The sequence below is a fragment of the Saprospiraceae bacterium genome (assembly GCA_016719615.1).
Classification (GTDB): domain Bacteria; phylum Bacteroidota; class Bacteroidia; order Chitinophagales; family Saprospiraceae; genus Vicinibacter.
Genome location: JADJYQ010000005.1, coordinates 108,492 through 125,483, shown reverse-complemented (window position 1 = coordinate 125,483; position 16,992 = coordinate 108,492). Strand labels below are relative to the sequence as shown.

The window sequence follows — 16,992 nt, the reverse complement described above, 5'->3', positions numbered from 1 at the left end:
GGAAAAGGAATTATCCATTTGTATTTCCTAATTTGAATTTCGAGACAAAACTCATGTGTTTCCATTTATTGTTTTAAATATTTAAACTTCAAGCATATCCAAAACCTTCTCAAGATTTACGCGCAGAAAAGTAAACGATATGGTAGCCCTCAATGAAATGCAATACATTCACATTTTTTCGAAATATAGCATTTCCAAATCCTGATTGGACGGTCGAATAAAGTCAAATTTTGATTCGGTCAATTCAAAGCTATTACATATATACTTCCGCATTAATCATTGCAATTTATAAATTGGATTGGAACAATCTTTAAATACAATTGGTATAACTTTGCAATTTAGTGGTGATGAAATTTAGCACAAAGGAAATTTATTCAGAATTAGCTGCTTCCATCAAAGGAGAAGTTTATACCGATGCCCTCCAGACCGGTATTTACGCTACTGATGCCAGCAATTATCAGATCCAGCCACAGGCCATTGCGCTTCCTAAAGACGAAGATGATGTCAAACATATCGTAGCTCTGGCTACAAAATACGGCTTAGCAATAGTAGCCCGTGGTGGAGGCACCAGCCTGGTCGGCCAGACCGTAGGAGAAGGTTTGGTCGTCGATTTTACAAAATATATGTCCGGTATTCTAGAGATCAATTCCGCGGAACAATGGGCATGGGTGCAGCCGGGCATCGTGAGAGATGAGCTCAACCGCCAATTGCTCAAATATCAATTACATTTTGCTCCGGATCCGGCAACCAGCAGCCGCGCCACTGTAGGCGGGATGATTGCCAACAACAGCAGCGGTACGAGAAGTATCTTATATGGCAAAACATTAGACCATGTACTTGAGCTCGAAGTCTTACTTGCAGACGGAACACTGCTGCATTGCAAAGACCTCACTGCTCCTGAACTCGAACACAAATTAGAGGGCATTGACCGCGAATCAGATCTCTATAAAAGTATTTTCAAAATTATACAGGAACATCGCGCAGAAATAGAATCCGGATTTCCAAAAGTTATGCGAAGGGTTGGAGGATACAATCTCGATGAATTTACAGGAAACTCATGGAATCTAAGCAAACTTATCACTGGAAGTGAGTGCACTTTAGGCATCATACTCAAAGCAAAAATAAAGCTCGAACCAAATCCAAAATTTCAAAGTCTGTGCATCGTTCATTTTGAAGATTTCTTTGATTCCATTTCACATATGCAGACCATGGTGGATTTCAAACCCGCGTCTGTCGAACTGCTCGATCACCTTTTGATTGAAAAAAGCCGGGAAAATATTGAGACCAAAAGATATTGTAATTTCATTCAGGGCGAACCTGGTGGAGTACAGGTCGTTGAATTTTATGGGGAAACACAACAAGAAGCGGAACAAAAAGCAAATGAACTCGCACTGCATTTAAAAAAATTAAACATTGCATATGCCTGGCCGGTAATCTCAGATCCAAAAGAAATTGATGCTGTATTCACCGTTCGTAAAAAAGGATTGGGCCTGCTCATGGGTGTAAAGGGTAATAGGAAACCCATCGCTTTTATTGAAGACGCTGCTGTTCCTCTTGAACATTTGTCCAAATATATTAGAGAAGTATTTGATCTCTGCCATCGCCATGATGTACCCGTAGTTGCATATGCACATGCAAGCGTAGGTTTGCTGCACGTAAAACCAATGTTGGATCTCCGCGATGCAGAAGACATTGATCGCATGAAACTGATTTCATCTGAATGCTTGCAATTGGTCAAAAAATATAAAGGCAGCTGGAGTGGCGAACACGGCGATGGACTGGCAAGGAGTCCATATAATGAAGCGTTTTTCGGTTCTCCATTATATCAGGCATTTAGAGAAATCAAAAATATTTTCGACCCGCAACACATCATGAATCCGGGCAAAATTACGGAAGCGCCACCGGTCGATCAGAATTTAAGATACGGTAAAAGCTATCGGGAACAGGCTTTCAAATCCATGTTTCAGTATCGATCAGAAGGCAGTTTCTCAGAAGCTGTGCACTTATGTAATGGCGTGGGTGAATGCAGAAAACTGCAGGGCGGCACAATGTGTCCAAGTTATCGCGCTACACTTGAAGAAAAAGACAGCACGCGAGGACGGGCTAATTTGTTAAGACTCGCCATGAGCGGACAACTCGATGATCTCGGCCTGGAGAGTCCGCTACTCGAAGAAATCTTGGATCTTTGTCTCTCTTGTAAAGCATGTAAATCTGAATGCCCGAGTAATGTCGACATGTCTAAACTGAAAAGCGAAGTTCTCCATGTAGCCAAAAACAAGAGCGGAAAAACATTGACAGACCATTTTATTTTAGCCCAAAATAAAATTGCAATGGCAAGCACAGGATGGCCAGCCGGATTGGTCAATGCCTTTTTACAAACAAAACTATTTCGAGCAAGTCTCGAAAAAATTTCAGGCTTGGACCGCCGACGTATTTTACCGTCTTATGCGAAATCCAAGTTTGTAACAAATCATGTAGATACAAAAGATCCCGATGTAGTTCTGTTTGCAGATACCTATATCAAATACCACGAACCTTCCATTGGTTACACTGCCTTGAAACTATTAGAATCATTAGGACTAAAAGTTGCCGTTTATAAAAAGAATTGTTGTCAAAGACCGGCAATTTCAAAAGGATTACTACGGGAAGCACGACATCAGGGTGAAACCACATTGAAAGATCTGGAAATTTATTTAAAGCAACAAATTCCAGTAGTAGTTTGCGAACCTTCCTGCGCAACAGCCTTAAAAGACGATGTTCCGGATTTGATCGAAGATCATCGCTACGCAAATTATACACCGCATATTTATCAATTAGAGGATTTTCTTTGCAGTCGGCAAGATTGGATAAACCGCATCCGAATTCGGCCGGGAAAATACATTTTGCATGGTCATTGCCACCAAAAGGCCATGTTTACAACACAATCCATCCATCGCATATTTAAAATACAGACAAACGTTAGTTTGGAAGAGTTGCAAACCGGTTGTTGCGGTATGGCGGGATCATTTGGTTATGAAAAAAAGCATTATGACTTATCCAAAACCATTGCAGAAACTTCGCTGATTCCTGGAATTCAAAAATCTGACAGCGATGCCCATATCATTGCTACTGGTTTCAGTTGCCGGCACCAGATTCATGATTTTGCAGGACGGACGGCAAAACATTGGATTGAATATGTTGAATGCTGAGTAGAAACCAATAGCTCTGATTTTAAAATCGGAAGCCTTAGATAGGTCATAAAAGTTCATTCATTACAATTACTAACATTTGTTAGTTATATTTATCTTGAGGGACAATGTTTCGGTAACAAGCAAGTGAAAGTACAAAACAAATTCCGTTTCGCAGGTGTTGAATTAAATATTTCCAAGACTAATATAAACTTTCTCAAAAAAGTCTGATGCTAACAGTTTTTCAATTGAAGCTACAGAAAATTTCCAGACTTTGAACTAAAGAAATCGAAGTGTTGGATGAGCATAGCAATTAACAATTATCCATTCTTCTAGAAATCTAAAATGAATTTATTCTTGAAAAATCCCGTGTTTAAACACTATCTTACACAGCGATCCATTCTATTAAAACAAATCTTTATGAAAACATTTCATTTCATTGCATTTTTGGTCTCATTTTTCTACATTCAATGCGACAAACTGATGTCCCAAACACCAAACTGGATCTGGGCGAAAAGTATAGGTGGTTCGGGAAATGAATTGGGTAATTTCATCGCGATTGATAAAGCTGGAGATGGAAGTGTATATGTGGTCGGGCCTTATCAAAATACAGTTGATTTTGATCCTGGTGACGGCGTAAGCAGCCTCGTTTCAGCTGGTTATTATGACTTCTTTATTTTGAAATTGGATAAAGATGGAAATTTTATCTGGGTAAAAGGGATCGGCGGAAATCTTGGAAGTGATGTGGCCAGATCCATAGTCATAGATCCATCAGGCAATGGTGATTTGTTTATTACGGGGGACTTTATCGGTACCGTCGATTTTGATCCGGGTATGGGTATTTCCAATTTATCATCAGCCGGATCCAATGATAATTTTGTACTTAAATTGGATAAGGATGGAAACTTTTTATGGGTTCGCGCGATTAGGGGTACAAGTAACGCAGGCAGTAACTTTATCACCATCGATCCGGCAGGCAGTGGAGATCTTTACATTTGCGGTTTGTTTGCAGGCACTGTCGATTTTGACCCAGGTGCCGGCGTTGTCCAACAGATTTCCAATGGATCTTTTGATCTTTTTATTTTAAAGCTAAACCGCACAGGAGATTTTGTTTGGGTTAAAACCGCAGGTGGTAGCAATTTTGATGTTGCCTATCAAATAGCCATGGATACGATTAATGGAGGACATGTCTATATTACTGGTCGGTTTCGGCTCGCGGTTGATTTTGATCCAGGTCCCGGAACGCATGTCATTACCGCTTTAGGCGTTGATGACATTTTTATTTTAAAATTGGATCAAAATGGACAGTTTATTTGGGCAAAAGATTTGGGGGGTCCCGGATTTGGTGAAGGAAATGCATTGGTGATTGATCAACAAGTTGATGGCGGATTGTATTTAGCTGGTAGAATTGGCGGCGGATCCGTTGATCTCGATCCCGGTACGGGCGTTCATAATGTAACAGCCGTCGGTACTACAGATATGGTCATTTGTAAATTTGATAAAGATGGAAACTTTAAATGGGCTAAACAAATGGGCGGTGCCGGTTCAGAAACCAATGCAAATTCCATCAGTAAGCATGGTGCTTATCTTTATATATCCGGATTTTTTGCAAACACGATTTACTTCGACAACAACAACGCTTTACAATTAAAATCGGCTGGCAGCAGTGATGTTTTTATTTTAAAATTAGAAGATTCCGGAAATTTCAATTGGGTTAAAGAAATGGGTGGATCAGAATATGACATTGGATTATCAATGGCACTTGATGCTGAAGGAAAAATCCATATTACCGGTGATTATTTTAGTCGATCCATCATCTGCGGAAATGATGAACTTGTTAATAAGGATAGCACCTTTAATACGGTTGATGTGTTTATAGCTAAATTGGACAACATCATTACTTCCTTAGATCAAGATCAATATAAGCATAAAATTAGCGTTTATCCGAATCCATTCACTGATCAATTACAAATCCAATTTTCAGAAATTCCATTGGATATTTTACAAGTGGATATCCTTAATATTTATAAAGAAGTTGTCTATTTGAAAAAGAATTTTACTGAAAGCCTGGAATTGAATCTGGAAACCAATTTATTGGTTCCCGGAATTTATTTCGTTCGCATCCAATCCAAGCACTTTCAGGAAGTGATCAAGATCGTAAAATTGTAATAATAATACTTTAACCCAGAATTGTCATTAGAATTCTATTACAAATCCTAATGACAATTCTGGATTTAATAAATGCCCTGAGAAATTTAATATTTCACTTGGCTTATTCTTAAAAATATCAAGAATGTTGCAGCACTATCCGAATCCCTTGGATTGGTATGCATCAAGGTCTTTCTTAAACAAGCAATTTTCCCGGAATTAATAAAATGAAATGACCGAATATATATTTCAAAATAACTTTAAAATAAAATTCTGATTTCAAACCATTAATTTTTCTGCATTTTCCCATAGTATGATTGAACGCCATCAAACCATTGATAATAATACAAACCCGGCAATGGAAACAAGCCACCCGGTATCTCAAGAATATTTGAACCTTGCTGAATGAAATGTTCAGCTTTCCAGATCATTGAACCATCCAAACCATAGATCATAAGAGTTCCTCTTATAGATTCGGACGAATAGATTTGAAAAGTACAGACATCGGAAAACGGATTCGGCAATATATGAATCGCATAGGAATGCTCATCTTGATTTTCCGTTCTAATTTTGTTACGCAAAGTCGCGCCACCTTGCTGGGTAAAACATTCCTGAGTTCCCGTTAAATCAAAATAAGGCCCTAAATATGCTACAGAATACGATGGATCTTGCGATACAGCATACAAACGATAGTTAAGCTCCTGGCTCAGCCTGAGTATGGGATCAATCCATGTGTTTTGACTTTGTGCTATTGGATAAGCTTGTGAAAATCCATTCGCATCCTGAACTACCACCATCATGTATTTAAATCGGGCTAAATCACCATGAATCAAGTGTTCCAAAAACAATTCCCAATAAAGTTGATTTCTTCCTTCAGAATTTGCTTGGACCAGGAATTGTTTGATGATGGGTTCTATGAAGATATCGTGATACAAAATTCCTGTTTGGCCGGCATGTTGCCAAAGCATCAGGGATGTATTGTCAGGATGAGGAAAAACCTGGAAGGGATAATTAGATACACTTGAAAACAGTATATACCGCTCTTGATCAGATGCCCATTGACCTACGATTCCAATTGGAGTTGATTGGTTGCAATTTTGCATACAGCCTATGATTTGATTTTCCATCAGGATCAAACCCAGTTTTCCATTCTGCAAACCTGAATTGGACACTAAGGAGAAATTTCTGGTCTGCGATAATAAATAAGTGATTTGCTGATCAATTTTGATTCGAATATCCTCGTGTTTCAAAAACCGCATGACCACTTCATGAATTTCTGACTCCTTATTTATTTTAAAAGTTAGCCTCGAATTCTCTTCATTATATTGAAGGTCAAAAGTTTCCCATCCGGGCACTACTACATCTGAAATTTGATTAAAAAAGTTTGAAAATGCACTTCAGCCAAAAGTTGACCCGGTAAAATCAATTCTGCTTTTCGATATTCTGCTTTGTAAAATGCTACTTTTTCGTTGTCATAAAAGAAATCATATTTTTTGGTATCTTCATTTAAACTTGCTTTTACATCGTGCGTTTGATTTCCATCCTGATAACTAAAGTTCAGGTTTTTACAACTGATGTCACATTCTTTAGTTGTGATCGGACCTATTGGGTTTCCATTTGAATCAGCCCGGTATCCTACAACAGTGCATTTATTGGTCTTTTGATCAATGACTTTCCTGAAATAAAAATGCTGATTCTTTACTTCAACATGTGTAGGCGGAGTTGCCGGTAAATCTACTTTACCCGTAACGACGGGTACCACAGGTTCAACGGGCATACTCGATTTTGTTTTTTCTTGAGCAGATTTAAAAGCTTCGTGAATGACCAATTCCATAATGGGGGTATGATCGGGAATGATTGCTTTAATAGAAGCTTTTAAGTCTTCGAGCATAGCTCCTTTTGCCACCCAAGCCGGATTTACGACAGCCCATTCCACTCTAACTTTTTCGAGAGTCGTTTCAGCTGCAGTTGCTTTTGCTTGTTGCTTGACTATTTCATTCATCAGCTTTTCCAGTTTTTTATCTAATTTTCCACTTGATGGCAATCCGGTTACACCTACTGCTTTAAGCGCATCTGCATTTTTCTTGAGCGTGTCCCTTAACATTTTTTGCTTGTTCTTATCCTTTTCACCATCAAGTGCTGTTTCAAGCGTTTTTCTTATTTCAAGTAATTTGATAGCATTTTCTGCATTTTCCTTTTCCTTATTTTTATCAACTGTTTGCATTGAAAGTGCATCTCTTTTTTTTGTTAGATCAGCATATTCCTTTTCACATATTTTGATTTTTTCCTGAATTGCTTTGTTCTCTGCTTCTATCTCCTTATTTTTCTGTTCATTTTTCTTTTTCAACTCCGCTGCATTCTTTTTAATTTGTTCCATGACATTCGGATCTCCAAGGATCAGATAATAATCTTCAAGAAAATATTTTAAAAAATGATATATGCCGCCTATATCACCATATGACTTCTTATCCCAAGGACTCGAGCCGACTGCAACACCCACCAGATGTTTATTTTTCAATTCATCAACAATACCATTAATCATAGATTCTGCAAAACATTGGGATGGAATGAGCTTGACCGATTTTTTACATTTATCGATGATTTCTGCCATATCAGCGGCCGTCAGATAGTCATTGGTAGTAGTATTACCCGGACCTACTTTCATGCCACCCGCCTTATTGTTTGCAGGAGCATTGTTAATACCTGTACTGCCCATTCCATGCCCTATAAAACTGATGACTACATTTTTACATTTTGCATCGCATATTGCTTCTTCAATTAATTTGAGCAAGTCTTCTTTGTCTTTATAATTTTTTTCATTCCTTTTAGGAGGCGTTTTTAAGTTGCTGCTTTCATTTTTTGGCCTTAATACAGTGATATTAGGCATGGGCTGAAATGCTGCCATAGCTGCTGCCATCGCATCGCTTGAATTATTAAAAAAATCTTCATCCGGCTTGTCCCGCACTCCCTGAATAATGAGGACACATTCTTCCTGAGCAGCAAGTTTGAGCACTGCACATAATAAAAATGCGAAATACTTTAAGCAAGTAAATAAATTTTGCATGGCTTTGTATTAAAAGGTGAATAATGAGTACAGATTATGTTCCTGGGAGGTTATCTATCCACACCTTTTATCCATTTCGAAAGCTTGAGGAAAAATCAGCATTATAATAAATGCTCTTTCTTTATCATTTCCGACTCCATTTGGCTCAGGCAAGCTAACTGAATAAAACCACTTCTGTTGGAACAGAAGATGTTACAAATATAATACATCAATTAGTAAAAGTCAAGTCCGATCTGCAAAAAGCTAAGCAAAGCTAGCTTTAGGGAACAACAATCACATTTCTGACGACTCGTTCCAGAATCACCAATTTCAATTATACTTTAATAAAAAATCGCCCCGAAGTAACGAGGCGAGCCATTCTCGTACCTTATTGTGCTTTTTTAAATAAACCGCCCAATAAAGAGCCGGCACCTCCACCTATTAAGGAGATGATCAAACCAACAATATTAAATCCTCCTTCATCTCCGCCTCCGCCGAGCATACCTAATGCAGAAATAAGCACAGGTAGGATATTGCCTCCAGCAGCCCCTGCAATCAAGTTACCAATCATACCTAAACCATTCTTTTTGAGCATATTGCCCAGGTAGCCACCGCCTGCTCCCGCTACGGTGTTGATCAAAATCGAAGTTAAGTCCATCGTTTGTAAGTTTAGAAGGTGAAAAAATAATACTGTAACGAATGTAAAGCTTTTTAACAATTCATTTGAAAAAATATTATATATAAAATTGTTGAATATGAGATGGATTGTCCTCCTCATGTTCAGAAAAAGACAGCTTCAGCTAAAAGTCGTAATTTCACTGCTGAATTTCGCTTCATATGTCAAAAAATATCAGCCATCTTTCAGGGAGAAAGGAACTACAGGAAAATCTATTTGAAGAACTGGGCATCCAAGTTCATCACAAAAGCATACTCTCCGAAGATGAAACCAAAAGGATAGCCGAAGAATACCTGATAGGTACTTCCACCATTTTTGGCACCTTAAGTTTCTACGATTTTACCAGGGCTTCGAACGCCGGTAAAGAAGTTTATGTATGCAATGGTTCGGCTTGTCTGACTGCAGGAACGCAAAGCGGATTGCAGCAAGAACTTGAAAAACATTTTCCGAAATCTGCAATCGGTGAAATGTGCTGTCTGGGCAGATGCCATGAAAACAATGCCTTCCATTATGAAGGATCCAATTATTCGGGAACCGCCATTGATGAAATTTCTAAAATTCGTCAATCGCAACAAAGAATAAGGGATAAATATCAAGTAAAATCTACGGGCCAGGGATTGTTGACGCGAGCACAGCCCGGTTACGATGCGCTACGCGAACAGTTGTTAGTTTTGTTGAGTCAGCCGGCCGGCAGATGGATCGAAGAATTAAAACAATCGGGTCTGAGAGGAAGAGGCGGAGCCGGATTTCCGATGTGGATTAAAATGGATAGTTGTTCGAAAATGCCGGGGCCCCGTAAATTTATCGTCTGCAATGCAGATGAAGGCGATCCGGGATCTTACAGCGATAGATATATACTCGAGCACCAGGCAAATCTGCTTCTTTTCGGAATGATCGCTGCCGGATATATGGCAGGAGCCGACAGAGGCGTCATTTACATTCGGGCAGAATATCCCGAATCGGTAGAAATTATGCAGGAAGCCGTGGAATCATTTCGAAACTGGGGATTCACAGGTGAAGGCATTTTATCAAGTGATTTTTCGTATGAATTTAAAGTCATCAAAGCCCAGGGCGCATATATCTGTGGCGAAGAAACCGCGCTGTTGTCTTCTATTGAAGGCCAAAGACCTGAAGTGCGCGTAAGGCCTCCGTTTCCGGTGCAAGAAGGCCTCTTCAGAAAACCTACAGTAGTCAATAATGTTGAAACCTTGGCCAATTTATTTGCCATTGTAAAAGATGGAGGTGCTGCCTTTGCAAAAACCGGTACCGCCAAATCCAGCGGTACAAAGTTAATCTCGCTCGATAGTCATTTTAACAAACCTGGCATCTATGAAGTGGACATGGGTACTCCACTGAAAGAAGTCGTTTATCAGTTGGGAAATGGATTTAAAACAAAAGTAAAAGCATTACATATTGGCGGACCATTAGGGGGGCTGGTCCCTATTTCTAAAATCGATGATCTCACGGTTGATTTTGAATCCTTCGCCAGTCAGGGATTTATGCTTGGCCACGCATCGGTTGTATCCGTGCCGGATGCTTTTCCAATGATATTGTATTTGGAACATCTTTTTGCATTTACGGCCCATGAAAGCTGCGGAAAATGTTTTCCCTGCAGATTGGGTTCGACGCGCGGAAAAGAAATGTTGCAAAAAGCACGATTGGATGATAGCTATAAAATTGACCGCGAACTGCTGTTGGATTTATTGGATACGATGAAACGGGGATCTCTTTGCGCTTTGGGTGGCGGTATTCCTCTTCCAGTGTATAATGCATTGATGTATTTTGAAGACGAGTTAAAGACTTATCTACAGTAAGGAGTATCTTAAAAAGTTTTTGGTTCTTACTGTTTCTGAATTATAATGCTAAGGGCAAACACATCATTGATAGATCAAGAATATAAATTATTTTCTAAATCCTTCCCCATGCAAGAAGCCTATATCGTTGCGATGAACCGTACGCCATTCACCAAAGCCAAAAAAGGCGGCTTTCGGTTTATGCGTTCTGACGATTTGGGTGTCGAATTAATTAAAGCGCTTGTTAAAAAGATTCCAGGGATCAGCCATTATGTTGAAGATGTCATAGTGGGTTGTGCCAATCCGGAAGGCGAACAAGGATTACAAATCGGAAGACAAATAGCTTTGCGGGCACTTGGCAAAGATGTTCCGGGAATGACTGTGAATCGGTATTGTGCTTCCGGTTTAGAGAGCATTGCCATCGCAACTGCTAAAATCAGAGCAGGCATGGGGCATTGTTTTATCGCCGGCGGTGTAGAGAGTATGAGTTTGATACCTATGGAAGGATACAAACTTGCTCCAAGTTATGCAGTGGCTAAGGATCATCCCGATTATGTGATTGGCATGGGTTTGACTGCAGAAGCAATTGCCAAAAAATATTCTATTGGTCGAGAAGAACAAGATCAGTTTTCTTTGAGATCACATCAAAAATCAGCTGCAGCTCAAGACGCAGGGCTTTTTGAACAAGAGATTCAAAAAATAAGCATAGAAGAAAAAATTTTCAAAGAAGGTGTTTTAGTTACACACACATCTGTCGTAGCTAAAGATGATGGCATACGCCGCGACACACAGTTGGAAGGACTCGCTGCTCTCAAACCGGTTTTTTCAAAATCAGGGTCTGTAACTGCAGGAAACTCCAGTCAAACGACCGATGGTGCAGCATTTCACATCGTCGTAAGTGAAACTCTGCTGAAACAATTAAATTTGAATCCGATAGGACGACTTCTCAGTTGTTGCGTAGCCGGCATAGATCCACTTTTTATGGGAATGGGTCCTTGTCTTGCCATTCCAAAAGCGTTACATCAGGCCGGAAAAAAACTGGACGAAATTTCGATTATAGAATTGAATGAAGCCTTTGCAGCTCAAAGTCTGGCCGTTATCAAAGAATCCGGTCTGAATCCGGAATTGGTAAATGTAAACGGTGGTGCGATTGCACTAGGTCATCCATTGGGTTGCAGTGGAGCCCGGTTGACGATGACCGCGCTTTGTGAATTGAAAAGAAGAAATTTATCCTATGGCCTCATAACAGCTTGTGTTGGAGGTGGCCAGGGCATTGCTGCAGTCGTGGAAGCTTATTAATGTTTATCTTTAGTACTTGGATATTCATCAACAAAACAAGGATAAACTTGCATCACCATTTTATGAAATTTTTTTTGCTATTGCTTTGTCTGATATACGCTCCATCAGGTTTTTCCCAACATACTGACTCACTTATCAAACACCAATTCGATTTACTGATCAATGCATCCCTGAAATGTTTAGACAATGAGCTTTACCGCGAAGCACAAAACTTAACGAATACTGCAGAACAATTAGTCCGTGACTCTTTGCCATCTCCTCATACGCTGCTGGGCAATTGTTTTTTTAATCGCGCAAGAATTTATCGTCGTAAAAGAGATTTTGACAGCGCCGTTTTATGGTATTCAAATTCCAAAGAAATCTGGGCAAATACGATCGGTAAAAATCATCCTTTATATCTCAACGCGATTTACCAAATGGGACTGATGTATCGCGAAATGAATGCTTTTGAAAAAGCCTTATTTTCCTTTAAGGAACAGAAAGAAATCCTAATAAAGACTGTAAGCAACACAGATTCCTCCTATATTGAATGCCTGAATAGCCTTGGACTTGCTTATATGGACCTGGAAGAATTTAAGAAAGCTGAAGTGGTTTTTATGGAGGCATATACCAAGCAATTAAAAAATGCAGACACCCTGCATCCACAAATAGCAAACACCTTAAGTAATCAAGCCCTGCTATTTAAAAAAACCGGAAACTTTGAAGAAGCATTGGTAAAACTCAAGAAAGCTTTGGCTATCAGAGCAAGAAATCCCGGTAAACGCAGTTTGATTTATACCATTTCACTTGGAAATCTGGCCTCTTTATATAAAGAAATTGGAAATTATGAAAATGCAGAAGATGTATATCTGGAAGCCTGGGAATTGCGCAAAGAAACATTTGGCGAAACACATATGTTAACTTTAGGAAGCCTGGAAAATCTCGCCGGATTATACAAAGAAATAGGTGATACAGACAAAGCTATCAACTTATACAAACGAGTCATCGCGGGTCGAAAAATGGTTCTGGGCTCACTACATTCCGTCTATGGTATTGGTTTAAATCATTTAGCAAATACTTATAGAGAAATCAACAAACCTCTTGAAGCTTTGCCCGTATATAAAGAAGCCATCCTTGTAAGAGCAAAAAATTTACCAACATATCAAAAAGAATATGTTGAAACCTTGAATCATCTTACAGCTGTTTACATCGCACTTGACAGTTTTGATATTGCCATGCGTCATTGTAAGTCTACTTTACAATTTTGTGATTCCGTTTTTGGCAAATCAAACACTTTATTTGCAGATGGCCTGAGTCAATTGGGATTGTTGGAAATACAATTGGGCTATTGCAATGAAGCTGAACAACATTTTAGAGAAGCATCAGTCATTTATAAACAGAATTTGGGAAAAGACCACTACCGATATGCGGAAAGTCTTGAATTGTTAGGGAACCTACATTTTGATTTGGGCCAATATGACAAGGCGGAACCTCTGCTTTTACAAGCCAAAAAAATAAAAGAAAAAATACTCGGCAACAAACATGCCTTGTATTTAAAAAGCTTAGATCAACTTGGAGAATTCTATGAGTTGCAAAAAAAATACAGCGCTTCCGATCCTCTTTTTAGTGAATTAAGTGAAGCCGATCAGGAACGACTCTCCACAGCTGCCGGATTTCTAACGGAAAAAGAATTGGAGCACTTTACACAATCATTTCAACAGCGTTCTGATAAACTCGGCAATTATATACTCCATAGAAACAAACAACTCAAAGATAAAGGCAACTTATCAGCATTTGTATTGAATAATAATTTGTTTTATAAAGGATTTTTGTTGACTTCAGCCATTCAACTCAACAAACTTGCCTCCGTCTCATCAGAATCTTTAAAATTAAATGCAAAGCTTAAGAATTTAAAAAGAGCCTTAGGAAGAGCATATCTCGATCCAGATAGTCAAGCAAAATATATCACCCAGTGGGAGGATGAAGCCAACGTCCTTGAAAAAGATTTGAGAAAACTGCTTAACGGTTTTACATCAGCGTACGAAAGTATAAAATGGGAGAAAATACAGAATGCGCTTAGTGAAACCGAAGCGGCCATAGAATTTATTCACTTTAAGGATATTACTGATACTGTAAATAATTCCATTCAATATGCTGCGATCGTCATCAAAAAAAGTCTAAAAAGTCCGCAGTTTATTCCTCTTTTTGAAGAAAGAGCCCTGGCAAGTTTAATGCCCACCAATGCAGAATTTCAATCAGAAATCATTTCAAGTTTATATAAAAGTCACAGAGGCGCTCAGAAAAAGCTAAGCCAGAAAAAACCTGATTTATATGAACTCATTTGGGAACCTTTGGATTCTGTTTTGAAAAATGTTAAAACTGTGTATTACTCTCCTTCGGGAGTATTACATAGATTTAATATAAATGCCATCCCGGTAAACCCAATTGAAATACTTTCCGACCGTTATGAGATGATCAATGTAAACAGCACAAGACAATTGGCTTCAACTATTCAGATTTACAGCCCGAATAAAAATGCTTTATTGCTTGGTGGCATAGATTATGAGGCTTCACTGGATTTGACTCAGGAGCAGAATCCCAATATTCAGCAAGCTGCTCAAAATGTTGTACCTGATTCTGAAAATTTTGAGTCCTGGGGATATTTACCGGGGACAGAAAAAGAAGTGGATTCAATACGCGTCATTATGTTAAAAGCTGGAATAAACGTGCAACTTCAAAAAGGACCTGAGGCCACAGAAGCTAATTTTAAAAGTTTTGGACAAGACGGACAAGAATCTCCGCAAATCATTCAACTAGCGACGCATGGATATTTTTACCAAACGAAAACAAAATCTGTTAACAGGACCAATAACATATCGAGTCCGGAAAAATCGCAAGAACCAATATTTATAACCAGTGCAAACCCCATGTTCCGATCCGGACTCATTTTATCGGGCGGCAATGCAGCCTGGCAGGGCAAAAATATTCCATCCCATCAGGAAGATGGCATTTTAACTGCATATGAAATCAGCCAGCTAAATTTATCAAATACGGAACTGGTCGTTCTGTCCGCTTGCGAAACTGGACTGGGCGATATCAGAGGCAGCGAAGGCGTGTACGGTTTGCAACGCGCGTTTAGGGTTGCAGGCGTCAAACATCTCATCATGAGCTTGTGGAAAGTACCAGATTTATCAACCTATATTTTAATGCAGGAATTTTATAAAAATTGGCTGTTAGATTACATGACCATTCCTGCTGCTTTTTATACAGCCCAAAAATTTATGAGAGACAAGGGATATGAAGCCCACCAATGGGCTGGTTTTGTGTTGGTGCAATGAAGTGGATTGTTGGAGGAGGTCTGTTAGTCTGGGAGTCTGGGAGTCTGTTAGTCTGTTAGTCTGTTAGTCTGAGAGTTTGTTTGATTAAACCGAAAACTTCATTTCGTAGGCTTGTAGGAAGAAGTCTGCTTGGCTTTTAGGCTTTTAGGCTTTTAGGCTTTTAGGCTTTTAGGCTTTTAGGCTTTTAGGCTTTTAGGCTTTTAGGCTTTTAGGCTTTTAGGCTTTTAAAAAAAAACTAACGAATGTTAGTTCACAAATAATTGCATTATTTTTGAACTAATTTTACTACCTTTACTTGCTAAATTCTTTTCGCTTTTCGCTTTTCGCTTTTCGCTTTTCGCTTTTCGCTTTTCGCTTTTCGCTTTTCGCTTTTCGCTTTTCGCTTTTCGCTTTTCGCTTTTCGCTTTTCGCTTTTCGCTTTTCGCTTTTCGCTTTTCGCTTTTCGCTTTTCGCTTTTCGCTTTTCGCTTTCGCTTTTCGCTTTTCGCTTTTCGCTTTTCGCTTTTCGCTTTTCGCTTTTCGCTCTAATCTCACTTATGCGTACCCAAATCGTAGATCTCGCGGATTGATTCCAGGACTTTGTTAAAATTGATTCTGAGGTCGATCAATTTCCCACTTTTGACATCAAACACCCATCCGTGCACCGAGGGTCTGCCTGTTGCCAAATAGCTCTTTTGCCAACTTGCCATTTTGATGATATTGACGCATTGCTCTTGCACGTTTAATTCAACCAGCCGGTCATAACGTGCATTTTCATCCTCGATAGAACCGAGTTCTTCCTTATGGAGCCGGTAGACATCTCTGATATTCCGTAGCCAGGGATTTAGAATACCCAAATCTGAACTCACCATGGCCGCTTTGACCCCACCACACAAATAATGACCGCAAACGATAATGTGTTTTACATTCAAATGAACAATGGCATATTCAGCTACAGCCGCAGAATTGTTATCGTTATTCGGCACCAGATTCGCAACATTGCGGTGAACAAATACATCGCCAGGTTCTGCGCCCATTAATTCTTCGGCGGTCACTCGACTATCGCTGCAGCCTATAAAGAGATAATCCGGATTTTGGCCGGAAGCTAGTTTTTGAAAAAATTCACTGTCTGTGCCTTGTTTTTCCTGAATCCAGATCTCGTTGTTTCTGAATATTTGTTCGTATCTCATGCATGAAATGTTTTGAGAAAATTTTGGTAAATATAACCATCTTCAATTATAGTCTACACCTTCCTAAAATTCCAATAACAAGGACCCTTTAAATTCCATTAAAAAACAACCAATACAAATGGCATAAAATTAAAAAACCAGCCCAAAACTGAATTTGGACTGGTCATTAAAATTTTAAAATTTAAACGCTGATTATTGCTTTTGCATTTCCTTATTTACCTGTACTTTCTTGTTAGGTTTTCTTGGAACAAAGCTTATAACAGCACCGTCATCTGTTTTTTCATACTTAACGGTAATTTTCGTTGCGCCTGGTCTGCAGATATCGACTTTTTTAACATCCGTAGCATTTTCATTTGCACAAACTTGAATCACATTCGGTGA

10 protein-coding genes are annotated in these 16,992 nt (G+C 39.1%); 5 read left to right on the top strand and 5 right to left on the bottom strand.

All coding sequences use genetic code 11. The features are described 5' to 3' along the window. The first annotated feature begins 347 nt into the window (after window positions 1–347). Window positions 348–3,188, top strand: a complete 2,841-nt coding sequence (locus IPM92_10295) for an FAD-binding protein (GenBank protein MBK9108731.1) — start codon at window positions 348–350, stop codon at window positions 3,186–3,188. Between the two features lie 399 nt (window positions 3,189–3,587). After that, the gene (locus IPM92_10290) at window positions 3,588–5,336 is read left to right on the top strand and encodes a T9SS type A sorting domain-containing protein (GenBank protein MBK9108730.1); all 1,749 of its coding nucleotides are present in this window, start codon (window positions 3,588–3,590) and stop codon (window positions 5,334–5,336) included. A 266-nt stretch (window positions 5,337–5,602) separates the two neighbouring features. Here IPM92_10290 and IPM92_10285 read toward each other — a convergent pair whose 3' ends face one another. The 3 genes from IPM92_10285 to IPM92_10275 form a co-directional block, all read right to left on the bottom strand. After that, complete coding sequence (locus IPM92_10285; protein ID MBK9108729.1) at window positions 5,603–6,670, bottom strand: hypothetical protein; 1,068 nt, start codon at window positions 6,668–6,670, stop codon at window positions 5,603–5,605. Window positions 6,671–6,672: 2 nt separating this feature from the next. Continuing rightward, window positions 6,673–8,379: a hypothetical protein gene (locus IPM92_10280; protein ID MBK9108728.1), complete on the bottom strand. Its 1,707-nt coding sequence runs from the start codon at window positions 8,377–8,379 to the stop codon at window positions 6,673–6,675. 367 nt (window positions 8,380–8,746) lie between these two features. Beyond that, window positions 8,747–9,016, bottom strand: a complete 270-nt coding sequence (locus tag IPM92_10275; protein MBK9108727.1) for a hypothetical protein — start codon at window positions 9,014–9,016, stop codon at window positions 8,747–8,749. A 179-nt stretch (window positions 9,017–9,195) separates the two neighbouring features. On the opposite strand from IPM92_10275, the gene IPM92_10270 reads away from it, so the two are divergent. From IPM92_10270 to IPM92_10260, 3 genes are all read left to right on the top strand, one after another. Further along, window positions 9,196–10,848, top strand: coding sequence for an NAD(P)H-dependent oxidoreductase subunit E (locus IPM92_10270; GenBank protein MBK9108726.1), 1,653 nt, complete (start codon window positions 9,196–9,198; stop codon window positions 10,846–10,848). Window positions 10,849–10,956: 108 nt separating this feature from the next. After that, the gene (locus IPM92_10265; protein MBK9108725.1) at window positions 10,957–12,126 is read left to right on the top strand and encodes a thiolase family protein; all 1,170 of its coding nucleotides are present in this window, start codon (window positions 10,957–10,959) and stop codon (window positions 12,124–12,126) included. A gap of 62 nt (window positions 12,127–12,188) precedes the next feature. Next, window positions 12,189–15,443 (top strand): CHAT domain-containing protein, encoded by a 3,255-nt coding sequence (locus tag IPM92_10260; GenBank protein ID MBK9108724.1) that lies wholly within the window; start codon window positions 12,189–12,191, stop codon window positions 15,441–15,443. Between the two features lie 529 nt (window positions 15,444–15,972). Here IPM92_10260 and IPM92_10255 read toward each other — a convergent pair. Together IPM92_10255 and IPM92_10250 are read right to left on the bottom strand one after the other, a co-directional pair. After that, on the bottom strand, window positions 15,973–16,611 hold the full coding sequence (locus IPM92_10255; protein MBK9108723.1) for a carbonic anhydrase: 639 nt from the start codon (window positions 16,609–16,611) through the stop codon (window positions 15,973–15,975). 192 nt (window positions 16,612–16,803) lie between these two features. Further along, entirely contained in the window at window positions 16,804–16,983 is a 180-nt protein-coding gene (locus IPM92_10250; protein ID MBK9108722.1) for a hypothetical protein, read from the bottom strand. Window positions 16,984–16,992: the final 9 nt, after the last annotated feature.